Annotated in this window: 28 protein-coding genes and 4 tRNA genes; 22 read left to right on the top strand and 10 right to left on the bottom strand. The window is 42.3% G+C overall.

Annotated features, from left to right (window positions below; all coding sequences use genetic code 11):
- Nucleotides 1-62: 62 nt before the first annotated feature.
- A complete protein-coding gene (gene hemA, locus FTT74_RS03010) occupies nucleotides 63-1,337 on the bottom strand; it encodes a glutamyl-tRNA reductase (RefSeq protein WP_179988546.1) in 1,275 nt (424 codons plus the stop codon).
- A 78-nt stretch (nucleotides 1,338-1,415) separates the two neighbouring features.
- Here hemA and FTT74_RS03005 point away from each other — a divergent pair, with 78 nt between their 5' ends.
- The 11 genes from FTT74_RS03005 to panD all read left to right on the top strand — a co-directional run bounded on the left by FTT74_RS03005 (nucleotide 1,416) and on the right by panD (nucleotide 7,516).
- Entirely contained in the window at nucleotides 1,416-3,128 is a 1,713-nt protein-coding gene (locus FTT74_RS03005) for a tetratricopeptide repeat protein (RefSeq protein WP_178866170.1), read from the top strand.
- 7 nt (nucleotides 3,129-3,135) lie between these two features.
- Nucleotides 3,136-3,714 carry a lipoprotein insertase outer membrane protein LolB gene (lolB, locus tag FTT74_RS03000; RefSeq protein ID WP_004972223.1) on the top strand — a complete coding sequence of 193 codons (579 nt, stop codon included), beginning with the start codon at nucleotides 3,136-3,138 and terminating at the stop codon, nucleotides 3,712-3,714.
- A 19-nt stretch (nucleotides 3,715-3,733) separates the two neighbouring features.
- Complete coding sequence (ispE, locus tag FTT74_RS02995; protein ID WP_179988545.1) at nucleotides 3,734-4,561, top strand: 4-(cytidine 5'-diphospho)-2-C-methyl-D-erythritol kinase; 828 nt, start codon at nucleotides 3,734-3,736, stop codon at nucleotides 4,559-4,561.
- A gap of 1 nt (nucleotide 4,562) precedes the next feature.
- A tRNA-Gln gene (locus tag FTT74_RS02990) sits at nucleotides 4,563-4,637 on the top strand.
- 27 nt (nucleotides 4,638-4,664) lie between these two features.
- Nucleotides 4,665-4,739 (top strand) — tRNA-Gln (locus FTT74_RS02985).
- A gap of 19 nt (nucleotides 4,740-4,758) precedes the next feature.
- Nucleotides 4,759-4,833, top strand: a tRNA-Gln gene (locus tag FTT74_RS02980).
- Between the two features lie 93 nt (nucleotides 4,834-4,926).
- Nucleotides 4,927-5,001, top strand: a tRNA-Gln gene (locus tag FTT74_RS02975).
- 36 nt (nucleotides 5,002-5,037) lie between these two features.
- Nucleotides 5,038-5,991 carry a ribose-phosphate pyrophosphokinase gene (locus tag FTT74_RS02970; protein ID WP_004972226.1) on the top strand — a complete coding sequence of 318 codons (954 nt, stop codon included), beginning with the start codon at nucleotides 5,038-5,040 and terminating at the stop codon, nucleotides 5,989-5,991.
- Between the two features lie 101 nt (nucleotides 5,992-6,092).
- Entirely contained in the window at nucleotides 6,093-6,389 is a 297-nt protein-coding gene (gene rplY / locus FTT74_RS02965) for a 50S ribosomal protein L25 (RefSeq protein ID WP_004972228.1), read from the top strand.
- 18 nt (nucleotides 6,390-6,407) lie between these two features.
- Nucleotides 6,408-6,989 (top strand): aminoacyl-tRNA hydrolase, encoded by a 582-nt coding sequence (gene pth / locus FTT74_RS02960; protein ID WP_004972230.1) that lies wholly within the window; start codon nucleotides 6,408-6,410, stop codon nucleotides 6,987-6,989.
- A 146-nt stretch (nucleotides 6,990-7,135) separates the two neighbouring features.
- Complete coding sequence (gene panD / locus FTT74_RS02955; protein ID WP_004972232.1) at nucleotides 7,136-7,516, top strand: aspartate 1-decarboxylase; 381 nt, start codon at nucleotides 7,136-7,138, stop codon at nucleotides 7,514-7,516.
- A gap of 102 nt (nucleotides 7,517-7,618) precedes the next feature.
- Here the strand turns inward: panD and FTT74_RS02950 are convergent, their stop codons facing one another.
- The gene (locus FTT74_RS02950; protein ID WP_131260683.1) at nucleotides 7,619-8,104 is read right to left on the bottom strand and encodes a DUF1289 domain-containing protein; all 486 of its coding nucleotides are present in this window, start codon (nucleotides 8,102-8,104) and stop codon (nucleotides 7,619-7,621) included.
- 217 nt (nucleotides 8,105-8,321) lie between these two features.
- On the opposite strand from FTT74_RS02950, the gene FTT74_RS02945 reads away from it, so the two are divergent.
- The 5 genes from FTT74_RS02945 to FTT74_RS02925 all read left to right on the top strand — a co-directional run bounded on the left by FTT74_RS02945 (nucleotide 8,322) and on the right by FTT74_RS02925 (nucleotide 11,807).
- A complete protein-coding gene (locus FTT74_RS02945; RefSeq protein WP_104853141.1) occupies nucleotides 8,322-9,254 on the top strand; it encodes a rhodanese-related sulfurtransferase in 933 nt (310 codons plus the stop codon).
- A 342-nt stretch (nucleotides 9,255-9,596) separates the two neighbouring features.
- Nucleotides 9,597-9,884, top strand: a complete 288-nt coding sequence (locus tag FTT74_RS02940; protein WP_096901025.1) for a hypothetical protein — start codon at nucleotides 9,597-9,599, stop codon at nucleotides 9,882-9,884.
- A gap of 75 nt (nucleotides 9,885-9,959) precedes the next feature.
- The gene (locus tag FTT74_RS02935) at nucleotides 9,960-10,574 is read left to right on the top strand and encodes a DedA family protein (protein WP_004972240.1); all 615 of its coding nucleotides are present in this window, start codon (nucleotides 9,960-9,962) and stop codon (nucleotides 10,572-10,574) included.
- 48 nt (nucleotides 10,575-10,622) lie between these two features.
- Nucleotides 10,623-11,039 (top strand): ABZJ_00895 family protein, encoded by a 417-nt coding sequence (locus tag FTT74_RS02930; RefSeq protein ID WP_179988544.1) that lies wholly within the window; start codon nucleotides 10,623-10,625, stop codon nucleotides 11,037-11,039.
- Between the two features lie 225 nt (nucleotides 11,040-11,264).
- Nucleotides 11,265-11,807, top strand: coding sequence for a hypothetical protein (locus FTT74_RS02925; protein WP_131260684.1), 543 nt, complete (start codon nucleotides 11,265-11,267; stop codon nucleotides 11,805-11,807).
- A gap of 104 nt (nucleotides 11,808-11,911) precedes the next feature.
- Here the strand turns inward: FTT74_RS02925 and FTT74_RS02920 are convergent, their stop codons facing one another.
- On the bottom strand, nucleotides 11,912-12,436 hold the full coding sequence (locus FTT74_RS02920) for a YecA family protein (protein ID WP_004972244.1): 525 nt from the start codon (nucleotides 12,434-12,436) through the stop codon (nucleotides 11,912-11,914).
- Nucleotides 12,437-12,504: 68 nt separating this feature from the next.
- On the bottom strand, nucleotides 12,505-12,714 hold the full coding sequence (locus FTT74_RS02915) for a PA3496 family putative envelope integrity protein (RefSeq protein WP_004972246.1): 210 nt from the start codon (nucleotides 12,712-12,714) through the stop codon (nucleotides 12,505-12,507).
- A gap of 373 nt (nucleotides 12,715-13,087) precedes the next feature.
- Between FTT74_RS02915 and rpoD the strand changes: the two genes are divergently transcribed.
- The 6 genes from rpoD (at nucleotide 13,088) to FTT74_RS02885 (ending at nucleotide 19,647) form a co-directional block, all read left to right on the top strand.
- Nucleotides 13,088-14,974: an RNA polymerase sigma factor RpoD gene (gene rpoD, locus FTT74_RS02910; RefSeq protein WP_004972247.1), complete on the top strand. Its 1,887-nt coding sequence runs from the start codon at nucleotides 13,088-13,090 to the stop codon at nucleotides 14,972-14,974.
- 113 nt (nucleotides 14,975-15,087) lie between these two features.
- A complete protein-coding gene (locus tag FTT74_RS02905; RefSeq protein ID WP_019837061.1) occupies nucleotides 15,088-15,381 on the top strand; it encodes a YbeD family protein in 294 nt (97 codons plus the stop codon).
- Between the two features lie 152 nt (nucleotides 15,382-15,533).
- A complete protein-coding gene (gene lipB / locus FTT74_RS02900) occupies nucleotides 15,534-16,190 on the top strand; it encodes a lipoyl(octanoyl) transferase LipB (RefSeq protein ID WP_004972253.1) in 657 nt (218 codons plus the stop codon).
- Nucleotides 16,191-16,265: 75 nt separating this feature from the next.
- Nucleotides 16,266-16,799 carry a hypothetical protein gene (locus FTT74_RS02895; protein ID WP_026438100.1) on the top strand — a complete coding sequence of 178 codons (534 nt, stop codon included), beginning with the start codon at nucleotides 16,266-16,268 and terminating at the stop codon, nucleotides 16,797-16,799.
- A gap of 1 nt (nucleotide 16,800) precedes the next feature.
- Nucleotides 16,801-17,985 (top strand): iron-containing alcohol dehydrogenase, encoded by a 1,185-nt coding sequence (locus FTT74_RS02890; RefSeq protein WP_096901030.1) that lies wholly within the window; start codon nucleotides 16,801-16,803, stop codon nucleotides 17,983-17,985.
- A 267-nt stretch (nucleotides 17,986-18,252) separates the two neighbouring features.
- The gene (locus FTT74_RS02885) at nucleotides 18,253-19,647 is read left to right on the top strand and encodes an APC family permease (protein WP_004972258.1); all 1,395 of its coding nucleotides are present in this window, start codon (nucleotides 18,253-18,255) and stop codon (nucleotides 19,645-19,647) included.
- Nucleotides 19,648-19,841: 194 nt separating this feature from the next.
- Here FTT74_RS02885 and FTT74_RS02880 read toward each other — a convergent pair whose 3' ends face one another.
- From FTT74_RS02880 to rpmA, 6 genes are all read right to left on the bottom strand, one after another.
- Entirely contained in the window at nucleotides 19,842-20,321 is a 480-nt protein-coding gene (locus FTT74_RS02880) for a tRNA (cytidine(34)-2'-O)-methyltransferase (protein WP_136144597.1), read from the bottom strand.
- A 92-nt stretch (nucleotides 20,322-20,413) separates the two neighbouring features.
- Nucleotides 20,414-21,784, bottom strand: coding sequence for a siroheme synthase CysG (gene cysG / locus FTT74_RS02875; protein WP_004972262.1), 1,371 nt, complete (start codon nucleotides 21,782-21,784; stop codon nucleotides 20,414-20,416).
- Between the two features lie 63 nt (nucleotides 21,785-21,847).
- Nucleotides 21,848-23,119, bottom strand: a complete 1,272-nt coding sequence (serS, locus tag FTT74_RS02870; RefSeq protein ID WP_004972265.1) for a serine--tRNA ligase — start codon at nucleotides 23,117-23,119, stop codon at nucleotides 21,848-21,850.
- A gap of 120 nt (nucleotides 23,120-23,239) precedes the next feature.
- Nucleotides 23,240-24,037, bottom strand: a complete 798-nt coding sequence (locus FTT74_RS02865; protein ID WP_131260689.1) for an RsiV family protein — start codon at nucleotides 24,035-24,037, stop codon at nucleotides 23,240-23,242.
- Between the two features lie 459 nt (nucleotides 24,038-24,496).
- The gene (gene lolA, locus FTT74_RS02860; protein WP_096902723.1) at nucleotides 24,497-25,195 is read right to left on the bottom strand and encodes an outer membrane lipoprotein chaperone LolA; all 699 of its coding nucleotides are present in this window, start codon (nucleotides 25,193-25,195) and stop codon (nucleotides 24,497-24,499) included.
- Nucleotides 25,196-25,425: 230 nt separating this feature from the next.
- Complete coding sequence (gene rpmA, locus FTT74_RS02855) at nucleotides 25,426-25,680, bottom strand: 50S ribosomal protein L27 (protein ID WP_004760935.1); 255 nt, start codon at nucleotides 25,678-25,680, stop codon at nucleotides 25,426-25,428.
- Nucleotides 25,681-25,697: the final 17 nt, after the last annotated feature.

Here is a 25,697-nt window from a genome sequence, read left to right as displayed (position 1 = left end):
CGATCTGATTAGATTAAGTTTGTATCATCAAAAATCTTTTTTGTGAATCACGTTAATCTTGCTTATTTGCGACGATGTTTGGCAGTCGCTGCTAAATTTTCCTGCATAAACTCAAAACATTCAGGCTCATCACCTTTGGCTGCTTCACGCAATAAAATAGAAGTTGGATGCAGCAGTTTTTGGGTTAAACGATAGGAAAATTCCTGCAGAACCTGTGCAGCATCTTCACCTTTGGCAATACGCGCCATCGCCAAATTTAATTCTTCCTGACGCAAGCTTTCGCCATGTTCACGGTAAGCATGAATGGTCGCACCTGCTTGCTGAACTTTTTGATGGGTCACCAACTCAGTCACAAGCTGATTGACCATTAGCTCTGCTTCCACAGCCGCCTGACGACGCTGCGCCAAGTTTTCATCAATCACGCTTTGCAGGTCATCGACCCCGTACAAATACACGCCATCCAAGTTTTCAATTTTAGGATCAATATCACGTGGTACGGCCAAATCGACCAACAACATTTGCTGATAGCGACGTTTCTTTAACGCTGCTTTTACTTCAGGATAAGCAATCACCTGATGCAAACTACCCGTACAGCTTGAAATTACATCAGCGCGGTGTAAATTGGCCGCTAACTGATCAAATTCAATAATTTCAACTTCAACCCGATGCGCAATTTCTTGTGCCAAAGTTTCGGCGCGGGCGCGGGTACGGTTACAAATTAAAATTTTAGCGACGCCCATCTCAGCTAAATGCTTCGCTACAAGGCTATTCATTTCGCCTGCTGCCACCACCATCACGGTTAGTTTTTCAGGATGGCTAAATACTTGTAACGCCAGTTGCGCAACCGCATAACCCATAGACACGGCATGGCTGCCTACGGCAGTTTCTGAACGTACCCGTTTGGCAGCATAAAACGCATATTCAAAAATTCGGTTGAGTTGTTGCGAAACCGTATGTGAGTCTTTGGCTAAAGACAGCGCAGTTTTGACCTGACCTAAAATTTGCGGCTCACCCAACATGAGTGAATCTAGCCCACTGGCTACGCGCATTAAATGCGACACCGCCTGTGCATTTTCATAACGATAAACATGACGACTCAATTGCTTCGCATCAATACCATTGACGTGTGCAAGCCAATCCAACACCTGTTCTGGATGTTCAGACATGGCGTAGACTTCGGTACGGTTGCAGGTAGACACCACCACCAAATCATTCAGTTCGGGATGTTGGCTTTGCTCAGCAAGTAAGGCACTTAACTTTTCTGGGTTAAATGCAATTTGCTCGCGCAACTCTACAGAGGCGGTTTGATGGTTGACACCCAATGCAAAGAAAGACATATCAGATCATCATTTCGCTAAATTTATGCTATTGTGCAATAACGGTGTCATAAAAAGCATTACTTGGATCAAGAAAAATTGCGTCAAACAAATAGCCGACCATACGGCGCGACAATTAAGCAATATTCTACCACATTCTTACTGGTCGGTAGCATGGCTTCAGTTGCTCATCTTAGAGCATCTGAAGAAATTTATCATGCAAATTCAAATTATAATGCGGTAAAACAAACCATGGTGGCAGAATTTGCCTTGGCTTATGGCGATATTCCAACTGCATTACACAACTACACGGTCTTGGCAATTAAGAACAATTCGACTTCCATTAAACAACGCGCCCTGAATATTGCCATTGAACAAAATGACCTACGTGCCGCATTAGATATTGCAACACATTGGGTGGTACAAGAACCATCCGATGTCCCTGCACTGTTTTATTTGGCGCACATTGCACTCAAAGCGCATGAATATGACTTGGCTGCAGAAACCTTAGATAAAATTCTAAATATTGATGCCACGGCTGACTTAGAACAAATTTTGGCGGGAATTTCCCCTGAATCTGTAGAAGACCGTGAATTTCTGATTCAAGCCCTGCGCACCAGCAAAGCCAAAGACAATCCATCTATTTTGGTATTGATTGCAGGTTTAAAAGCGCAAAATGGACAATATCAAGCCGCGCTCGACACCATTAACAGAGCGTTGCGCAAACGCCCGAAAGTCACTGGCTATATTTTAATGAAAGCCAATTTGTTGAGCGTACTTGGCAATGAAGAAGAAACGGCAGCTTGGTATGCAAAATCCAGCCGTAAACACAAAAATAATTTTGAAGTCCGTTTAGCCGAAGCCAAATATTTGGTCAAAAAAAATGAAGCAACTTTGGCGCTAACAAAGCTAGAAGCTATTTTAAAAAAATGGCCTACGGAAGATGAAGCCTTATTTATTGCAGGTTTGACCAGTATTGACTTGAAACAATACGAAAAAGCCGAAAAATATTTAGTAGAGTTGCGCTATTCAGCCCAATATCAAAACGAAGCCTATTTCTATTTGGCAGTCAATGCCGAGCGTAAACAGCACTTTGAAACAGCCAAAGCCTATTATCGTTTGGTCGATGGTAGCCTTTATACGGTTTCACGTCGCAACATGATCAGTATTTTTGCCCAGCAAGATAAACTGAACGATGCCCTGCGCTTTTTAACGCAGGAACGGGTCAACTATCCGCAGCACGCCAGTTTTTTATATCAGGCACAGGCCGATATTTTAAAACGCATGGACAATAAAAAAGCAGCACTGCGTTTGTTAGATGAAGCCATCAAAAACCTGCCCGATGATCCTGACCTGATCTATTCAGAAGTCTTACTATTGGATGCACATCAGGAAAAAGACAAACTGGATCAACTGCTCACCAAGTTACTGGAAATTGAGCCGAACAGCCCAACCTATTTAAATGCCTACGCCTATACTCTTGCACTGCAAAATCGTCGTTTGGATGAAGCGCGTCGCTATGTAGAGCAAGCACTTGAGTTTGCACCTGAACAAGCCTCTATTTTAGATACTTTAGGTTATGTCAGCTATTTGCAAAATGACTACACTGCTTCGGCACAGGCTTTGGAAAAAGCCTACGCGCTGAGTCATAGTGCCGCGATTGGCTCACGTTATGCAAAATCGTTGTATATGCAAGGAGATATTCAAAAATTCAGCCAAGTGTTACAACAATTACAACAAAATCATCCGAATGATCCGCAATTGCAACAATTAAATTCGCTATTGTTACCGCAGCCAGTTAAAAAGAGTTAAAAGATTCATGCGTTTATTTTCAAAATTAGGATTAACCCTTTTTGCCACCAGTAGCCTTGTGCTGACAGGTTGTCAGCCTTTCGTACAAAAACCAGCCAACATTTCACAGCAAGTTGAAGCCGAAAATCAATTTAACCTGCAAGGCAAAATTGGTGTGCGCACTCCGCAGCAATCTGGCAGTGCCTTTTTTACTTGGGTACAGCAGCAACAGCAGTTTGATATTGAACTGAGCGGCATTTTGGGCGTTGGTAAAACGCAAATTAGCGGACAACCAGGACAAGTCACCCTCAACAGTGCCAAAACAGGGATAATTTATGCCGAAAGTCCTGAAGAACTGTTAGAACAAGCCACAGGTTGGCAAGCGCCCATCACCCACTTGGTCGATTGGGTACAAGCCCGACCTGCAACGGTCAATGCCCAAATTCAAAAAGACCCCCAACAGCGCCCGACTCAATTTATTGAAGATGGTTGGACGGTCGATTTGAGCTATAACGACAGTGCCAGTTTGCCAAACCGTCTGATTTTGAAACAAGCACTTGAATCAGGGCAAGAAAACCGTATTACAATGCTCATCCAAAATCGTTAATCACTTGCCAAGTTTCGCCATGATTCGTGTACCCTCACCTGCCAAATTAAATCTGTTTTTGCACATTACTGGGCGTCGTGACAACGGCTACCATGAATTGCAGACTATTTTTCAACTGATTGATTTATACGACTGGCTAGAATTTGAAGTCAATGATACTCAAAGCATTCAAATTCAGGGTTTAAACAGTGTCAATTTAGAGCAAAACCTGATTTACAAAGCCACGCAAATTTTAAAACCCTACGCGAAACAAGCCACAGGTTTAAATATTAAAATTGAGAAGCACATCCCTATGGGTGCAGGGCTTGGCGGAGGTTCATCCAATGCCGCAACCACCTTAATTGTAGTCAATCAACTTTGGCAATGTGGCTTGGATACTCAAAAACTAGCTGAACTTGGTTTACAGCTCGGAGCAGATGTACCGATCTTTGTGCATGGTCGTAATGCATGGGCAGAAGGCATTGGTGAACAGTTAACATTCATAGACTTAGCCCCAAAACAATATATTGTGTTAAAACCTGACTGTTTTATCAGCACTCAACTACTTTTTTCACAAAAAACATTGACAAGAAACACGAAGCCCACTAAATTCTGCGGCTATCAGATAAAGCCATCTGACTTTGGAAATAATTTTGAGCCTGTGGCACGAAATTTATACCCCGAAGTTGATGAAGCAATGCGTTATTTTGACCAATTTGGTCAAGCAAAGCTTACAGGTACAGGTGCTTGTGTCTTTACTGAAGTGACTGCAGAAATGAATGTAGACGACATTTTGGCACACTCACCATGTACTGCGTACGTTGTGAACAGCTTAGATGAATCTCCATTACGACATTTCACAGTATAATAGGGGTATCGCCAAGTGGTAAGGCACCGGTTTTTGATATCGGCATCCGTTGGTTCGAATCCAGCTACCCCTGCCATCTCTTTCACCTGTAGATTACTGTATTAGGGGTATCGCCAAGTGGTAAGGCACCGGTTTTTGATATCGGCATCCGTTGGTTCGAATCCAGCTACCCCTGCCATCTTACAGTGATCAAATCTAGGGGTATCGCCAAGTGGTAAGGCACCGGTTTTTGATATCGGCATCCGTTGGTTCGAATCCAGCTACCCCTGCCATTTTCTCGCATTAGACAGAACCCCCAATATTACCGCTATCCTGTTAATTTACCTTGACAGAACGCAGTAAAAATATTAAAGTTCTGCCGCATTAGGGGTATCGCCAAGTGGTAAGGCACCGGTTTTTGATATCGGCATCCGTTGGTTCGAATCCAGCTACCCCTGCCATCTATTCTTACATACACCAACCGCCAAGGGTGCTTCATGCCCAATCTTGTCGTTTTTAGTGGAACCGCGCATCCACAATTCGCTCAAAAAGTCGTAAGCCACTTGCACATTCCTTTAGGTGCTGCATCAGTTTCTACCTTCTCTGATGGTGAGATTGCTGTAGAGATTACCGAGAATGTCCGTGGTAAAGACGTATTTATCGTACAACCTACTTGTGCGCCAACCAATGACAACCTCATGGAAATCTTGGTGATGGCTGACGCGTTGCGTCGTGCAAGTGCAGGTCGTATTACTGCCGTTATTCCTTACTTCGGTTATGCCCGCCAAGACCGTCGTCCTCGTTCTACACGTGTTCCAATTACCGCTAAAGTGGTTGCAGATATGCTCACCACTGTAGGGATTGACCGTGTAGTGATGATTGACTTGCACGCAGACCAAATTCAAGGTTTCTTCGACATCCCTGTAGACAACATTTATGGTACGCCTGCGCTATTGGCTGACCTGCGTCAACAGTCACACGACAATCTCATGGTAGTTTCACCAGACGTTGGTGGTGTGGTTCGTGCGCGCGCTGTTGCAAAACAAATGGGTGATATCGATCTTGCAATTATCGATAAACGTCGTCAAAAAGCGAATGAATCACAAGTGATGCATTTGATTGGTGATGTAAAAGATCGTGACTGTGTCATTGTAGATGACATGGTGGATACTGCAGGTACATTATGCAAAGCTGCCGATGCACTTAAAACTTTTGGTGCTCGCCGCGTTGTTGCTTATGCTACCCACCCTGTACTTTCAGGCAAAGCGATTGAAAACCTGAAAAATTCTGTGATTGATGAACTGGTTGTTACAGACACCATTCCTCTTTCAGAAGAAGCTCAAGCACTTGGTAAAATTCGCCAAGTATCTGTAGCAAGTATGGTTGCAGAAACAATTCGCCGTATTAACAACGAAGAATCTATTAGCGCAATGTTCGATTCTTATCTATAATAGAGCGCTAAATTTTCAAAGCCCTGCCACTTGGCAGGGTTTTCTATCACTAGATTGGTCGCAGATCTAGTTTATTTAAACTCAAAATAAGGATGTCTATCATGGCAAACTTCGTATTAAACGCTCAAGCGCGTGAAGCAGCTAACCAAGGGAAAGGTGCGAGCCGCCGCCTTCGTCACGCTGCATTAGTTCCAGCTATCATTTATGGTGGCGACGCTGAGCCTGTAACAATCACTTTAGAACTTCGTGAGCTTGTAAAAGCTTTAGAAAGCAATGCTTTCTTTGAAGAAGTTGTAGAAATCAAAGTAGGCGACAAAGTTGAAAACGTGAAAATCCAAGCGTTACAACGTCACCCTGCTAAAAACACACCTATGCACGCTGACTTCAAACGCGCATAAGTGTTCATGGTATAATTAGTGGCTAATATTTCACTGATTGTTGGTTTGGGCAACCCTGGTAAAGAGTATGCCCAAACCCGCCATAATGCAGGCTTCTGGTTTGTAGAACGCCTTGCAGATCAATATGGCATTACATTAAAAGCCGATCCTAAATTTCACGGGATCAGCGGACGTGGTAATATCGAAGGTCAAGACGTTCGTCTGTTATTACCCACAACCTTTATGAATCGTTCTGGTCAAAGTGTTGTTCCCTTCGCCAAATTCTATCAAATTGCACCTGAAGCAATGCTGATTGCTCATGATGAACTGGATATGAACCCAGGGATCATTCGCCTAAAAACGGGTGGTGGTCATGGTGGACATAATGGTTTACGTGACATCGTGCCGCACACAGGTCCAAACTTCCATCGTTTACGCATTGGTATTGGGCATCCGGGTTCAAAAGAACGCGTGTCTGGTCATGTACTGAGCAAAGCACCAAGTAGCGAGCAAACTTTAATGGATGATGCACTTGCACATGCATTAGGTCGTATCAAGTTACTGGTCAATGGCGAAGTACAACAAGCCATGAATCAAATCAATGCCTATAAACCGAACTGATGAATCCACAATTGTTGAACAATCACACTTGCCATGTCGCAATTTTCAGAGCAAAATGCGCTTTCTGCTCGGAACTGACATCCATCAAGCAGTGTTTGAATTCAACCATAAGATAAAATCTTAGGTCCACTAAGGAGACGCTCACCATGCTATCTCGTTTATTAAAATGCAAAATCCACCGTGCTTTTGTAACTCATGCAGAACTTCACTACGAAGGTTCATGTGCAATTGACGGAACACTCATGGATTTGGCTGGCATTCGTGAATATGAAGAAATCCACGTATGGAACGTGACCAATGGTAAGCGCTTCACAACTTATGCAATTCGTGGTGAAGACAACTCAGGCATCATTTCAGTCAATGGTGGTGCTGCACACCAAGCCGATGTAGGCGATATTATTATTATCGCAACCTTTGGTGACTTCACTGAAGCAGAAGCCAATGCACACGAACCACGTTTGGTCTATGCAAACCCAGACAATACCGTGAGCCACACTGCAAACTGTATTCCTGTACAAGTGGCTTAAGCCACTCCTGTACAAAATAAAAAACTCGCAGATTTTGCGAGTTTTTTTTATGGCTCAATAAAGTCATCTACTCTTTACAGACCCCATAGCAAGACTTACAAATTAGTCATCGTGCAAGCTATGCAATAAGCTATGGCTGATACCATCAGCTCTTAAAAATGCAAAATCATAACTTGCAGTTGCAAGTGCCAACACGCGACGCTCAAATTCCTGCCACAGAGGTCGCACTTCTTTGTAGTGAATGCCCAAGCCGCTTTCATCGGTAAAATGTCGATTTTTTTCACAAATTTTCAGTGCGTGATACAGCTTACGCCCTTTTGAAGCATCATCGCGTAAACGCACACGCTTAGAGCGGATAAACCCTTCGACATGACGCAAGTCAGCAAAAGGCAACATAGGCACTAAAATCTGATCAAGCTGTGCATCTAAACGACGCCAAACGGCAGTGTGTTGTTCAGGCGTATAACTGTTCCATTGAATCACTTCATGGTTAAAGCGACGGCAACCTCGACAGACAGCATCACCAAACACCGTAGAACAACGACCTGCACACGGGGTTAAAGTGGCAATTTGACGATCCTTACTCAACACAACACTCCAATATTTAACAACACCTGTTGGCGCATCAACATGAACACAACATTCTTCTTTGAAACGAGTGGCATCATACCCCGTTCTGCTACATTTTTAAAATGTTGTGTCGTGCTTTAAAACCATGTACCGCACTCGGTTTTCTCGCATATTCACACAAAGCAGGTTAGAATATGCGCCTTAAATTTTTGTCTTTCATCTATTGGAGTACTCCATGAACGCTACTGTAGAACAGCTTGCACCTGTAGAACAGCCAGCGACCACGACTTGGGTTGTTGCCGCACTTTATCAATTCAAAGAAGTTGCAGATCCTGCCGATCTTCAACAACGCTTATTAGATTTGGTAAATTCAATCAACCTTTGCGGTACTCTTATTGTGGCAGGTGAAGGCATTAATGGAACTGTAGCGGGTGATCGTGCCGCGATTGATCAAGTTCACCAATTTCTGTTGAATGAAGGCTTTACTACAATGGAATACAAAGAGTCGCACAGCTCTGAAAAGCCATTCCGTAAAATGAAAATCAAGCTGAAAAAAGAAATTGTGACTTTGGGTGTAGAAGTAAAACCACGTGATTTAGTCGGTCACTACCTAGACCCGAAAGAATGGAATGAACTGATTGCCCGTGACGATGTCATTCTGATTGATACCCGTAATGACTATGAATACAAAGCAGGAACGTTTAAGGGCGCAATTGACCCGAAAACTGAAACGTTCCGTGAATTTCCAGAATATGTGAAACAAAACCTAGAACAGCATAAAGATAAAAAAATTGCGATGTTCTGCACAGGCGGGATTCGTTGTGAGAAATCGACCTCGTTATTGTTGCAAGAAGGTTTTACCGAGGTTTATCACTTAAAAGGTGGCGTACTTAAATACTTAGAAGAAACACCAGCAGATGAAAGCTTATGGGAAGGTGAATGTTTCGTATTTGATGGCCGTACTGCGGTGACACATGGTATGCAAGAAGGTCAAAACACCAAATGTCATGCTTGCGGTTGGCCATTACTGCCTGAAGAAGTTGAATTACCAAGCTATGAACACGGTGTATCTTGTGTGTACTGTATTGATAAAACCAGTGAGAAACAAAAAGAAGGTTTCCGTATGCGCCAATCACAAATTGCCGCAGCTAAACGTAAACGTCTGTAATCCGTACAGGCTCATACACATCAACAAGGTCTAACAAAAGCCATGTTGATGTTGTATCGACCACTCTAATCATATTGAAAAAGTCCTCATCCAGTATGGGGATTTTTTATGTCTACATATATGCTTCACGCAAGATTACATAGAACATAAAAATACAACGCTTGTTTACCAAGCATTGCGCAATATCCCCAGATTGGGTGATAGCATTCAATCAAAATAAGCCACAAAATCTGTGGCTATATTGGTGCAGATGTTCAGCACAAACTCAACATCTCCCATAACCCAAAATTCAAGGATCGTTATGTATTCCTAAATTTATATGCCGCAATCAGGAGTGACGCTATGCCTAAAACAACAATTTCAAATTCAATGCACACACTACGTTTTACGCCTGTAAAATCTGTGACTGCTACGCATAGCGCAACAATGCAAGATGGTTTGGAACATGAATCTCATACTTTTATTGTGGCTTTAGGTGCAATTTTAGGCGGTATTATTGCGGCATTTGTTGGCTATCATCTACAAGCGCATTTCTTGAATTACGCCCTGCTCTGTGCCATTCCTATACTTGTGGCATATAGCTTAAGACGTGTATATATCTATACCCTGACCCATGCAGAGCTTGATTAAGTCTAAATTGCGCAAGACTTTACTGTTCGTCCAATACTGCTTAGGATAGAAGCACTTTTCTAAAGCACAACCTGCATGAACTTAACTGAATGGATTATTTCCATTATGGAACAACTGGGCTACCTTGGTATTGCCCTGTTAATGTTTCTGGATAATGTTTTTCCACCCGTTCCTTCTGAAATTATTATGCCCTCTGCAGGCTATTCTGCATCGCAAGGGCAATTACTGCTATTGGGTGTCATCATTGCAGGCTGTATCGGCTCGTTGTTCGCAGCGGCAGTGTTATATTGGGTAGGTTATCGCTGCAAACATGAAAGTATTTACCACTGGGTCAATCGCTACGGTAAATATCTATGGATTAAAGAACAAGACGTCCGAAACTCCCTGCATTGGTTTGAACAATATGGACATCGGATTGTATTTTTTGGGCGCATGATTCCCGCTATTCGTTCTCTCATCAGTATTCCTGCAGGCATGAGCCACATGCCATTTTGGAAATTTATGTTTTATAGTGGTTTAGGCACAATTATTTGGACCACTTTTTTAGCTTGCGTGGGTTATTATTTTGGTGAAAACCAACAATTGATGCAGCAAATTTTCAGTCAGGTCAGCCATGTCATTATAGGCTTGGTGCTCTTAGTCATCGCAATTATTTTATACCGTAGGCATCGCCGTAAAATGCGTGACTAATGCTTGTGTTGCTGCGCAATTGAATCAATTTTTTGGGGAAAATCAGACATGAAAACATATTTATTATTTTTTGCTGCGGTTTACAGTATTACGCTGGTCTTACTCATTACCGTATTGATTTTTGGTCTGAACTTAGGTGGCTTGACCTTGCTCCCTGCATTAATTGCCGCAGCATTCATTAGCGCAGGACATTTTGTCAAAAAAGAACAACGCTTACCGAGCAGTGATGAAAAAATTCAACTAGTTTGGGGCTCAAGTGCGGTGGCAATTATTATTGGTAGCTTCTTTGTGTTTTTCTTGGTGCTGATGAATCCGAATGCAGAAGCCATTTTAAAAGCTGCAGATAAAGCAGGACTAGCACTGGCTGCGGTGGTGATGCTGTGTTTGATTGCGATTCATGGTGCAGTTTTTCATGTTGCCTATGGTTGGTATGCGAACCGTTATTATCAAAAAAAGTACTTATAAGCTTACCTAAAGTACGTATTTCACACTGAACCGCAACATCAAACACTTAAAATCAACATCAGGCTGATATATCACACATAAATTTACGTCTGACATGCGCTGTAACTGAAATGCATTCTGAATAGGCTATAAGCCTACATTGTAGCAGCGTAGATTAAGCCTATTCATAGCGATTTATGAATATAGGAACGCTATAACGCATACAAAGATAAAAAGGTGATTCGAATGTCAGATTTTGAACGCAATGAAAAAATTGACCGTGATGTGGTTAAGAACTTACCAAAAGAAGAACGTGATCGCTTAAATGCCGATCCAATTACAGGAGAACCTGGTGCACACCCTGTCGGTACTGGTTTAGGTGCTGTTGGCGGTGCGGCTACTGGTGCAACAGTAGGTGCGCTGGGTGGTCCAGTAGGTGCTGTGGTCGGTGGTGCTGTAGGCGCTGTAGTGGGTGGTTTGGCAGGTAAAGGTGCAGCAGAAGTTGTGAACCCTACCGAAGAAGAAGCTTACTGGCGTACCAATAGCTTAAATACAACCTACTTTACAGAAACACGCAACCATTATCATGATTTAGATTATGATCGTGACTATCAAAATGCCTATCGCATTGGTTATGAAAACCGCCCACATTATGATACGCACACACGTTTCGAAGATGTTGAGCCCGATCTAAGAAGCAAATGGGGGCAAATTAAAGGCAGTTCACGCTTAACGTGGGAACAAGCTAAATTTGCTGTCAAAGATGCTTGGGATCGTGCGACACGCTAATTGGTAACATGATCATTGAAGCGCCATAATAAAAAACGCACTGCGATTTGCGCAGTGCGTTTTTTTATGAGGATTACATATTACACAATATGTAAACCAAGCCATTAATCAGGCGTGTGGTACATCAAATATAATTCATTCAGGTTTTCAGGAATTTCTTCTGCAATTTCGTCCATTAACTGACCATTGCGACGGAAAGATTCCATTTGTGGATCTTCTTCATCAATGCCGCTAAACACCATCATTGGCAAAGTTAAATCAACCAATTGCTCTTCAAATTCAGGCGTAAACCATGCTTCTTCGTTTAAGAACATCGCATCGACAAAGCCAACGCTCCAATCACCCAAACTTGAATCAACTTCTGCTTCTTCAATTTCAAATGGAAACTCAATGCCTTCTTCATTGGCTAAACTTTGGCGAATGCTTTCTAACCAAGCCTGAATTTGCGCAATAATTTCAGCAGGCACTTTCTTTTGGTTGCCTTCAAACAATTCATTTAACCATGGGTCAAATTGAGGTCCAACTGCAATGGCACACAAGAAACCATGCGTTGCAGCGAAGTCTAGACCATACTCGTTTTGGTCACCATCTAGATATTCACTTAACAGGTCTAAATCTAAAGCAGTCATTTCAAATCCATCGGTGTCAATTTAGGGGTGTAGCATAGCATTTTCAATGCCAGATACAGTACCTGATTTTAGTCATCTTCATCGTCAAAATCGTCGTCATCGTCAAAATCATAATCAAAATCTTTGAGCTCACGTTCCAAACGACGTTGTGCGAGTAAATCATCAATCAAACGGCGCTTTTCTAAAGATTCTTTCGCGCTTATTTTGTTTGATGCCTCATCGAAATTAACATCATCATCACCGTAGTTATCATCTAGTTCAAAATCTGTAGAAGACACTAAAACTACCTCAGAATGAAAAAATGTGAAGGGTCTAGCCGCTATTTATCTGCCTTTATAAATATTGTCAAGTTTTATTTATTTTTTTCAAAAAACTGCAACATAGACAGCTTGCAACATTGCGGCAAATTTGTGTATTTATGAACAAGTTAGTATCATTATTTGAGATTCGCCCCAATCATAAAAATATTTTGCGGGCAAAAAGGAAATTGACTTGAAAAACAGTAATGAAGCCCCATATTCCTATCACATTCTTCATTCAAACATCATTTTAAAATCATGCTTGATTGATCAATTCACCCCCTATTTAAAGCGAATTGTGCTATCATGCACGGTTTTTCACTGCCACAGATTCAACGAAGAGTAAGCAAAGATGAGCGATATGAATTCCCCTACTTCGCAAGTAGCGGCTCTGATTAGCCGAGGCAAAGAGCAAGGTTACCTAACTTACGCTGAGGTTAACGATCATCTCCCGGACTCAATCACAGAAAGCGAGCAGATTGAAGACATTATTCAAATGCTTCAAGACGTCGGTATTCCTGTGCATGAACGTGCGCCTGAATCTGATGATGCAATGTTCGAGGATAATGCGGAAGCTGCCGACGAAGTTGCTGAAGAAGAAGCTGCAGCGGTACTTGCCTCTGTAGAAAATGAGCCTGGTCGCACCACAGACCCTGTGCGTATGTATATGCGTGAAATGGGTACGGTTGAGCTGTTAACGCGTGAAGGTGAAATTAGCATTGCGAAACGTATTGAAGAAGGGATTCGCGATGTACTTCACTCGATTGCCTACTGGCCAAACGCAGTGCAAGTGGTACTGCAAGAATATAAAGATTATGAAGCAGGCGAACGTCGCCTTGCCGATATTTTATCAGGTTATTTAGACCCTGAAACCGATGAAGAAATTCCAGAAGTTTTAGAAGACGAAGCCGATTTAGACAAAGAAGAAGACACCAGCAACAAACCAACCAAAGACGTCAAACTTGATGATGACGATGAGGAAGAAGAAGCTGAAGCCGAAGAAGAATCTGAAGCAGATTCAGGTCCAGACCCAGAAATTGCAAGAATGCGTTTTGGTGAATTGGAACAGGCTTATCTTGCAAAAATTGCTGCCATTGAAAAACATGGTCGTGAAAGTGCCGAAGCTCAAGAGGCTTTAGAAGCTTTAGCGACTGTATTCATGATGTTTAAATTTACGCCACGTTTATTCGATATTATTTCGGAAATGATTCGTGGTACACATGAACAAATTCGTACTGCTGAACGTGAAGTGATGCGTTATGCGGTGCGTCGTGGTCGTATGGATCGTACTCAATTCCGTACCTCATTCCCAGGTCAGGAATCTAACTTTGCTTGGTTAGACGAGCACATTGCCAAAGCACCTGCCGACCAAAAAGGCTATTTGGAAAAAGTACGTCCAGATATTTTGGCGTTCCAACAAAAAATTGCCGACATTGAAAAAGAGTTAGGCTTAGATGTTAAAGGCATCAAAGAAATTTCTAAGCGTATGGCAGTAGGCGAAGCCAAAGCCCGTCGTGCGAAGAAAGAAATGGTTGAAGCCAACTTGCGTCTGGTTATTTCGATTGCAAAAAAATACACCAACCGTGGTTTACAATTCCTAGACTTGATTCAGGAAGGTAACATCGGCTTGATGAAAGCGGTAGACAAGTTCGAATACCGTCGTGGTTATAAGTTCTCGACTTATGCAACATGGTGGATTCGTCAGGCGATTACCCGTTCTATTGCCGACCAAGCGCGTACCATTCGTATTCCAGTACACATGATCGAAACCATTAACAAGATCAACCGTGTATCGCGTCAATTGCTTCAGGAAATGGGTCGTGAACCGACTCCAGAAGAATTAGGCGAACGCTTGGAAATGGATGAAGTTAAAGTTCGTAAAGTTCTGAAAATTGCCAAAGAGCCGATTTCTATGGAAACGCCAATTGGTGATGATGAAGATTCACATTTGGGTGACTTCATTGAGGACAGCAACATCACCTCACCTGTTGATGCGGCAACCTCTGAAGGCTTAAAAGAAGCGACCCGTGAAGTGCTTGAAAACTTGACTGAACGTGAAGCCAAAGTTCTGAAAATGCGTTTTGGTATTGATATGCCAACCGATCATACTTTGGAAGAAGTTGGGAAGCAGTTTGATGTGACCCGTGAACGTATCCGTCAGATTGAAGCCAAAGCCTTACGTAAACTTCGTCACCCTTCTCGTTCTGAACACTTACGCTCGTTCTTGGAAAATGACTAAGATTGCTGCATAAATGAGCTATTGAAATTTTTAAATTCAGCCTCATTTATTCAACAAGACAAAAAACGCCTGCCCTATGCAGGCGTTTGATATAGAGATAGAGACACACGCTTATGACGTTATTCAACCGTACCCCATCTCGTGAACTACAAGAGCATCTTTGGGTGTTTCCAATGGATTACCCAATTAAACTCATTGGTGACGCGGGTGATGAACTGCGTATTGCTGTGGTTGAAATTTTAGTGAAGCACTTCCCTGAGTTTGATGCACAAAGCATCAGCATTACCCCATCACGCACAGGCAAGTATCATTCAATTACAGCACAATTGCGTTTTGAAGAATTGGAACAAGTGCATGCCATTTATGCAGATTTGGCAGCTTGCCCACTGATTAAAACTGCATTGTAATTTTGTAGATTGATTTTCAAATAACACGCTTTCGGGCGTGTTTTTTGTTTCTGCGCTGCCAAAATCTTATTCAATCCACAAATCCCCTACAGCCGCCACATTTTCGTATAATAAAATCAATTTCTTGCTTTTATGGATAGGACTGCATCACTGTGGATACTGCACAACGGCCAAACCTGATTATTCGTCAATATCATGACCTGACTGACTATCAAGCTCGCTTTCAGGAAATGAAAGACTGGACTGAACAACGTGATGCAGACAGCCCTGACCAACTCTGGATTTTGCAACATCCGAATGTACTGACCCAAGGGCAAGCAGGCAAAGCCGAACATATTTTAATGGCGACAGATATTCCTGTGGTACAGACTGATCGTGGTGGTCAAGTCACATGGCATGGCCCAGGCCAATTGGTTGCCTACTTCATGTTTGACCTGAACCGTTTAGGCTGGAATGTCCGTACTTTGGTATCTTATGCTGAAAACTTGATGATTGAGCTGCTTAAAAAATACGGCATTGAAGCCTATGCCAAAGCCGATGCACCGGGGGTATATGTCAATGAACGGAAAATTGGCTCACTTGGTTTTAAAATTCGTAAAGGCCGTAGTTATCATGGTTTAGCCCTTAATATTGATTGTGACTTGACTGGTTTTCAAAGTATCAACCCTTGCGGCTATGCAGGTTTGGAAATGGTACGTGTGATGGATTTAGTCAATGACTATCCACATTTTGAAAACTTCTGCGCAGATATCATTGAAACTTTACAAAACAGCGGTTACTTTAATGACGTTCAAGTCATTCACGTATAAATGGCTTTCTTTTCAATAAGAAATAAAATAGAGTATTTACTCTAAATAATGATTTATAACACAGGGATTCAGCGCGTGATTTCAACTAAATCTGTGAAACCCGCTTTGCAACTGGCCTATGTCAAACTCATGATGGATGTGATTGGCAGAGGTTTAGTCATGGCAAGTCAGGTCGATGAAGAAATTAAACAAGAAGTTGCCAAATTTCCCAGCAACTTTGTGTTGTCTATGAAAGTTTTTCCGAATGGTCCAGCCTTTGTTGCCAAAGTCACTGCAGATCATCAATTAGAACTGTTACAGAATACGGCACAAAAACCCGATTTAACCATTACCTTTAAACACTTAAATCATGCATTTTTAGTGTTTTCATTTCAGGAAAGTACCGCACAGGCCTTTGCGCATGACCGCATGATTGCCGATGGTGATGTGTCTTATGCAATTCGCTTGGTACGTTGCCTGAACAAAATGGAAGCACTGATCTTGCCTAAATTACTGGCAGAACTGGCGGTAAAACAATATCCGACTGAACTCAGCTTAAAAGAAAAACTATCAGGTGCAGCCAATATCTATCTAAAAGTTGCCCAATCTTATTTCAAACGGAGTGCATAACATGGCGAAGCCTTATTACGAATTTTTTTGCCCAGTCAAAGTCATTGCAGGTCATGCCGCGCTTGAACATATTCCGTTTGAATTGGCGACACTCGGTTCGCAGCGTCCAATGATCATTACCGACAAAGGTGTGCGTTCCAACAATTTGCTTGCACCGATTGAAGCGGCTTTTGAATCTACCGATGCCGTGATTGGCTATGTTTTTGATGATGTCCCGCAAGATTCAAGTGTGGCAACAGTGCGTCGTGCGGCACAGTTGTACCGTGAAAATAACTGTGATGCCATTATCGCGGTGGGTGGCGGTTCAGTCATTGACACTTCTAAAGCCACCAATATTTTAGTCAGCGAAGGTGGTGATGACTTATTGCAATATTCAGGTGCGCATAACTTACCACGTCCACTGAAACCTTTTTTTGTGATTCCAACCACATCAGGCACAGGTTCAGAAGTGACTATGGTTGCGGTGGTATCCGACACCGAAAAGAACGTCAAAATGCCATTTGCATCGTATTACTTAATGCCACATGCAGCCATTTTAGACTCACGTATGACGCAAACTTTGCCACCACATTTAACGGCAATGACGGCTATGGATGCCATGACGCACGCCATTGAAGCTTATAGTTGCATGGCAGCCAACCCAATTTCTGATGCTTATGCTACTGCAGCAATTAAAAAAATCAGCAATAACCTGTTCAATGTATTAGACAACCCAAGCGATGAACAAGGCCGTTTGGAACTGGCACAAGCATCTACTATGGCGGGCATTGCATTTTCAAATTCCATGGTTGGTTTAGTGCATTCCCTAGGTCATGCGTTGGGTGCTGTGGCACATTTGCCACATGGACTGTGCATGAATTTATTCTTGCCATACGTGTTGGAATACAACAAAGACGTCAATGCCGATAAAATTGCCGAGCTGCTATTACCGTTGGCAGGCGCAGACGTCTATGCGCAAACCCCTGCACATTTACGTGCCGATAAAACCATTGCGACACTCTTAGCCATTCGTGACCGCTTATATGCACTGACCAAATTGCCACGCACTTTACAAGAAACTGGTAAAGTCAGCGAAGCACAATTAGATGAAGTCGCTGAAAAAGCCCTGAACGATGGTTCGATTATTTACAACCCGAAAGAAGCCAATTTAGAAGAACTCAAAGCCATCTTAAAAAAGGCTTGGTAATTCCTACAAAATAGGCGAACATAGCCGAAAATCTAGCCTGATGTTTTTCTAAACATCGGGCTTTTCATTGGTAGACTGCTGCGTCTGATGTTTTTTCATCAATATGGCGTTTTTTCTGCTAAAAAAGAAAGCAAAGATACTGACAAAGCGCGTCATTATGGAGTAGATTGGCGCGTTTTTACTTTTTATGTAGGGGGGATTGTTCGTCTCAAACAATCCTGAACAAACATGACTGATCCTTGATCAACGATTAAGAGGATAACGCCGTTGACAAATATCTCTGGGACTCAATCGGCAGCTAAACTGCAAAAAACGCTAGGACTCTGGCACATTATTATTATTGGTTTAGCCTACATTCAACCGATGACGTTATTCGACACTTTCGGCTTAGTATCGGAAGAAAGTCATTTTCACGTACCCACATCTTATATTTTTGCACTGGTTGCCATTCTTTTAACTTCTTTAAGTTATGGTCACATGATTCGTCGTTATCCTTCTTCTGGGTCGGCGTATACCTATGCACAAAAATCGATTCATCCCAACGTTGGTTTTATGGTGGGTTGGTCATCTTGGCTAGATTATTTACTCTCACCAATGGTCAACATCATCTTGGCGGTGATTTATCTGGAAGCCTTATTCCCTGATGTGAATCACTGGATTTGGGTGGTGGTACTCACGGCATTTATGACGGGTGTCAACTTGCGTGGCGCGCGTTTTGTCGCCAACTTTAACAGTATGATCGTTTTGGTACAGTTGGTGGTCATTGGCGTATTTACATGGATGATGTACACCAAACTTCAGGCAGGCTTCAATGCCGATGGTCCAATTACTGCCGAGCAACGTTATCAGTTATGGAGCTTAGAACCTTTCTGGAATGAACTGACTTCGGTAGGCGCATTGATTACAGGTGCAACCCTACTCTGCTTCTCATTTACAGGTTTTGACTCACTCAGCTCACTTGCAGAAGAAACCAAAGACACTGAAAAAACCTTACCGAAGGCAATGTTCTTAACTGCGCTAATTGCGGGTGTAATTTTTATTGTCAGCACCTATTTCATGCAGATTTTCTTCCCAAATGAACCGGGCAGCTACTTTAAAAATATTGCAGAAACGCAGCCAGAAATTCTGCTCTTGGTCGGCGGCTCGCTGTTCCAGTCTTATGTGCTTGCCTTTGCTATTGTAACGGTAATGGCATCTGGTATTTCGGCTCATGCAGGCGTTTCGCGTTTAATGTACGTGATGGGTCGTGATGGCGTGATTAACAAAAAAATCTTTGGTCATATCAGCCCACGTAGCTATACACCTTCATACAATATTTTAATTGTAGGTGCTGTGGCGTTAACTGCTGGTTTTATGAACTTGGATTTTGTCATTTCATTAATCAGTTTTGGTGCCCTCACCGCATTTAGCTTTGTGAATTTATCGGTGATTTCACGTTACGCGCTACGTGATGGTCGTACCAAAGGCTTTAAAGACCTTCTCAATTTTGTGATCGTACCGTTGTGCGGCTTTATTGCAGTCTTTGCTTTATGGCTCGAAGTCGATGAAACTTCATTGAAGTATGGCTTATGGTGGGCAATGTTTGGGGTTTTATACCTCGGTTATAAAACCAAAGGCTTTAAACACCCTGCTCCGCAGCACAATGAGTTTGATGATCGCTAAGACAAATAGCATCACAACTTTAAGATCAGGCGCTTTATGCGCCTTTTCTTATGCCTCAAATGGATTGCAGCGTTAAATCAGCAAAATAGCGAAAACAAAAAAGCTGAGTACAGTTTTGTCTCAGCTTTTTATCTATCAATTGTACGCATTGATGCTAAAGATCGCATTAAATTTGAAATGAATTGATGCTCAAATTAGAGCAATGCTTTAAAACCTTGCTGACGCCATGCCTCATACACAATCACAGCCGTTGCATTAGACAAGTTTAAACTGCGTGAGTTTTCTGCCATGGGTAAACGAATCCAGTGCTGCTGCGGAAACAACATGCGTACTGCTTCTGGCAAACCACGTGTTTCAGGCCCCATCAACAAGGCAACAGGTCGGTTTAAATCCGAAGTATGTGGTGTTTCTGTGCCTTTGGTGGTCAATGGATAAATCGCATCTAACCCCACGCCTTTGCTGTCTAAATTAGCCAAGCATTGCTCAAGATTGTCCCAAATTTGCATACGTGCCCATTCGTGATAATCCAAACCTGCACGTTTCAGCTTTTTATCATCCAGCTCAAAACCCAATGGCTTAATCAAATGCAATTGCGCACCTGTATTGGCACACAAACGAATGATATTGCCTGTATTGGCTGGAATTTCAGGCTCATATAAAACAACGTGGATCACAAATTTTCTCTACTTTTCACAATCCCTCCTCAGCTCCCTTTAGAAAATGTGGGAACTCCCCTCTTTTTAAAAGAGGGGTTGGGGTAGATTCATTACCATTTCAACTGTTCACGTAAATTGACCACTTCACCAATAATGGTCAAGGTAGGTGCCTGAATGTGATGCTGTGCGACTTTACTGGCAATATCCGCCAACGTCCCCACCACCACTTTTTGTTCAGGTGTCGTGCCTTTAGAAATTAAGGCGACAGGCATATCCGCCCGTTGTCCATGTGCAATCAGTTTTTCACAAATGCTTTCTAAGCCAACCAAGCCCATATACAGCACCAAAGTTTGCTGTTCATACACCAATTCTGACCACGGCAATTCAGGCGAACCTTCTTTTAAATGTCCAGTAAGAAAACGCACACTTTGCGCATAATCTCGATGAGTCAGTGGAATGCCTGCATAAGCCGAACAGCCCGAGGCTGCGGTGATGCCCGGTACGACCTGAAATGACACACCTGCTTCATACAATTCTTGAATTTCTTCACCGCCACGCCCAAAAATAAACGGATCGCCACCTTTTAAACGGCAAACTCGCTTACCTGCTTGTGCATATTTCACCAATAATGCATTGATGCCTTCTTGCGGTACAGCATGGTTAGAACGTGCTTTTCCGACATAGACTTTTTCGGCATCACGGCGACACAATTCTAAAATAGGTGCAGACACCAAACGATCATAAATCACCACATCGGCTTGCTGCATTAAACGCAAGGCTTTTAAGGTCAGTAACTCAGGATCACCTGGCCCTGCACCAACCAAATACACCTCGCCTTTCGGTGTTTGCCATTCCGCTAAAGCCTGTTGGATACTTTGGTTTGCAGCGTCAAGATTGTCGTTGAACACCTGTTCTTTAAGAGGACTGGCATATAGCTCCTCCCAAAAAATACGGCGCTCATCTGGATTTACAATTTTCTGTTTTACTGCGGCACGCCACTGACCTGAAAACTCTGCCAGTTTGCCCATACCATGCGGAATGGTACTTTCCAGTTGTGTACGAATTTGACGTGACAATACAGGCGATGTGCCATTACTCGCGACTGAAATCACCAAAGGCGAACGGTCAATGATGGCAGGCACCATAAAACGGCAATGTGGTGGATCATCAACACTATTGACCAGCACATTTTCGGCTTCGCAAGCTGCAAAAACTTGCTGATTGACCAAATTGTTATCCGTTGCAGCAATCACCAAACGATAGTGACGTAACGCAGTAGATGGACTAAAAACATCCTGTACATACTGCCCCTGACTTTGTTGCACCAGTTGCAATAAATTGACATCAATTTCAGGGGCAAGCACATCAACTTTTGCGCCCGCTTTAGCCAGTAACACCGCTTTGCGATAAGCAATATGCCCACCGCCCACAATCAGACAAGGTTGCTGCTGCAACTTTAACGAGATTGGAAAAATATCCACACTAAACCTCAATATTTAAATCTGATTGTAAGCAATTTCATCCTAAGTCGACCTGCACTCAACTTAGTCAATAAACTCTAAACCGCCCATGTACGGACGTAATACTGCAGGAATTTCAATCGAACCATCGGCACGTTGATAGTTTTCCATAACAGCCAATAAAGTACGTCCTACCGCCAAACCTGAACCGTTTAATGTATGCACAAATTCAGTTTTCTTTTGGTCGGCACGGTAGCGTGCTTTCATACGACGCGCTTGGAAATCCCCCATGTTTGAGCATGATGAAATTTCACGGTAAGTGTTTTGACTTGGCACCCAAACTTCTAAGTCATAGGTTTTGGTTGCGCCAAAGCCCATATCGCCACCACATAGAATAATTTTACGGTACGGTAAACCAAGTGCCTGCAAAATACCTTCTGCATGTCCAGTCAATTCTTCTAAAGCCTGCATTGAGGTTTCTGGTTTTACAATCTGCACCATTTCGACTTTATCAAATTGGTGTTGGCGGATTAAACCACGAGTATCGCGACCATAAGAACCTGCTTCGCTACGGAAACAAGGGGTATGCGCTGCATATTTTAATGGCAAGCGTTCAGGGTCAATGATTTCATCACGCACAAAGTTGGTTACTGGAACTTCGGCAGTTGGAATTAGATAGTATTCTTTTTCACCTTGTAATTTGAACAAATCTTCTTCAAATTTAGGCAGCTGACCTGTACCACGCAATGAATCTGCATTGACCAAATACGGCACATACGCTTCGGTATAACCATTTTGAACAGTATGTGTATCTAACATGAACTGTGTAATTGCACGTTGTAAACGTGCCAATGGCCCTTTTAAAACACTAAAACGAGAACCTGTTAATTTGGTTGCAGTTTCAAATTCCAAACCACCCATTATTTCGCCAAGGTCGGTATGATCTTTAATTTCAAAATCAAACTGGCGTGGTGTGCCCCATTTCAATACTTCTACATTATCAGCTTCGTCTTTACCTTCAGGCACAGACTCATCTGGCAAGTTTGGAATAGACAATGATTTAGCTTCTAACTCATCTTGCAACTCTGCCAAAGCCACTTCAGCGGCTTTGATTTCATCGCCAATAGCAGCCATACGCGCCATAATTTCAGAAGCATCACCACCTGCTTTTTTAATCTGACCGACTTGTTTTGCGCCCGAATTACGCTCTGCCTGTAATGCTTCGGTTTTAGATTGCAATTCTTTACGACGTGCTTCAAGTGCTGCCCACTCTGCCACATCTAATTGCACACCACGTTTTGCCAAGGCTAAATTTACAGCCTCAATATTATTTCTGAGTAATTTCGGGTCAATCATAGCCAATCTTGGAATAAGAAAAAAACTGGCTATAGTGTAAGCGCTTCGGGTTAAAAAATACAGTAACCCGATTCACGGCTGCACCTTATTACAGCAATCTCTGCGTATTTTTGTGCAATTTTATTGGCTAGGATACTGCGGCAAACTTGGCAAATATTCAGACTTTATTAATTTTTCTGTCGCGTAGTAAGGCAGAATCAACTCAGGCATACCTTCTGCATAAGATGCCAATTCATACAACGGGTAGACAAAGACCAAACCATTGGCGCCATAATAAAAATTATCGCTCAGTTTAAACTTTTCACGGGAAATATCATGTTCATCTAGCCAGTTATAATTATGGTTAAATAATTCTTCTGTCATTTTGGCTTCCGTATTGGGCAGCATAATATCTTGCAACGCCAAACGCTTTTTCTGTTTTAAATCAAAAGTCACAAATTCTTGGTGATGAATACCATGTGCTGCACCCGCAGGGTAACTATAGCTTTGCAAACTAAACGTCGCTAAATTGGCATGTTGCCCGATATAACGCACATAGCTCGAACTCTGACTCAGTCGCATAGGATCGGTTTCTTCTACCTTTGGCGTTGCAGTTGATGCCGCAGCTTCAGAAAATGCAATTGGGTCTGCCTTTTGCAAACGCTGCATAAAATATTCATCAATCCACGCCACATTGGTTTTTACTGTCTGAATATCGTAAGCAGTACAGCCTTCTTCATCACAAATTTGCTGTTGTGGCAATTTAAGCGCCACCACTTTAGCTTGAATCACAGGAATCTCGGCTGTGACAGATGCAGGCGCAGCTTGCTCAGTTTCGGTTTTAGAAGTTGCCTCACTCTTTGGCTGACATGCAGTCAACAACAGAACCGAACTTAAAGCGACAGCACCCAAAAACACCTGTGATTTTAAATATTGCATTAAATTCCCCTTCTACCACGATTCATAAAGTCCAATGATTAGAAATGCAAACCTGCACAAATCTTGCGATAAAATTGCTTCAATTGAATTAGTCAAGACTATAGATAACTCTCGCTGTTCAATCCTAGAGCAGTTGTGTAACGGAATAATCGGGGGATAAAGTTGCTTAAAATTAATGCTCATATTTTTGTATGATTATTTTTATTTTTTCATTATAAATCAAAATATTGATAACACATCATTAGTGCAAAATGATGATCTGTGATGACTCAGTCTATATCCTGCATACTGCAAAATGTGAATTATCCCAAGATTTATCCACAGAAATTGTGGATTTCTCGGGAAGAATATTCAAATAAATTTCCGCTATGCTGAAGCTGAAAACCTTCTCCCTGTGGGAGAAGGCTAGGATAAGGAATAACAAATTATGCTTTTAAAAGAATGTATGAAAACATTCAATTATTGATCAATAATGTCCGTGCCTTTTGGTGGAGTAAAATTAAAAGTTGAGGCTGGTATCGCCGCATTGACTTTTACATTATTAAAGCGCACATGCGTGGTTTGTCCCAATGAATCCTGCAAAATCATTAAGGTTGGCGCGTTACGTGCACCAAAACTAATGGTTAAACTTTGAAATACGCCATCATCACTTTTTGGGTATAAGGTGTAATAAGTCTTTGACTTATTCGGCTGGGTCACACGATACGACTGCATGATTTGATTGGTATTGCCCGAAAGCAACAACGCAGGCGTATTTGCCACTTGATCATCTAGGCTTTGGCGTACAGCTTGTTGTAAGTCTGGGTCATAAATCCATACGGTTTTACCCGTAGTCACAATTGTTTGTTTGGCTGGACTGGTGGTTTCCCAAAAGAATTTACCCGGACGCTCAACTTTCATAACCCCTTTAAAATTCTGGTTCATGTGCTGTGCCGATAAACCACGGTTTGGCAAAGCCTTGCCATTGTTGCTAACTTTTGTGGTTTGCTCAAAATTGGCGGTAAAACTTTTAATACCATTCAATTGTTTAACAAGGTTTGCTGTCGCTTGTTGCTCCGATGCTGCCACTGGCGCAGCAAACACTGTAGTACTCATGATTGGCGCCAAAGTGGTTGCACCCAATGCCACAGCACACATCGTTTTACGAAGCATATTCATAGATTCACCTTTTTATATTTGCTCAATCGCAATGTTTTGGATGTCCCATCTTAAACCAATTTCTGGCGCTAATATGATAGAAAATAAGAAGTTTTGTATGCTTATTAATATAAAATGTAGAAATTTATCCATCATGATGAAGAACTAAAAGTTATCCTTTGACCCTAATTTTCCATCATACAAGCATAAAAAAACCCACAATCACTTGTGGGTTTTTTCACTATTTCAGCTTACGCTTCAACAGATACGTAGCGACGGCCAAATTGACCTTTCACTTCGAATTTTACTACGCCGTCAGCAGTAGCAAATAAAGTATGGTCACGGCCCATACCTACGTTTGCACCAGCGTGGAATTCTGTACCACGTTGACGAACGATGATGTTACCAGCAGTTACAGTTTGACCACCGTAAACTTTAACACCTAACATCTTAGGATTCGAATCACGACCGTTCTTAGTCGATCCACCGGCTTTTTTAGTTGCCATGTCTATTTACTCCTAGT

This window comes from Acinetobacter sp. YH01007, from assembly GCF_013420425.1.
Taxonomy (GTDB): domain Bacteria; phylum Pseudomonadota; class Gammaproteobacteria; order Pseudomonadales; family Moraxellaceae; genus Acinetobacter; species Acinetobacter towneri.
Note: the sequence above shows the minus strand (reverse complement) of the source record. Positions and strands in the feature narration are given on the sequence as shown.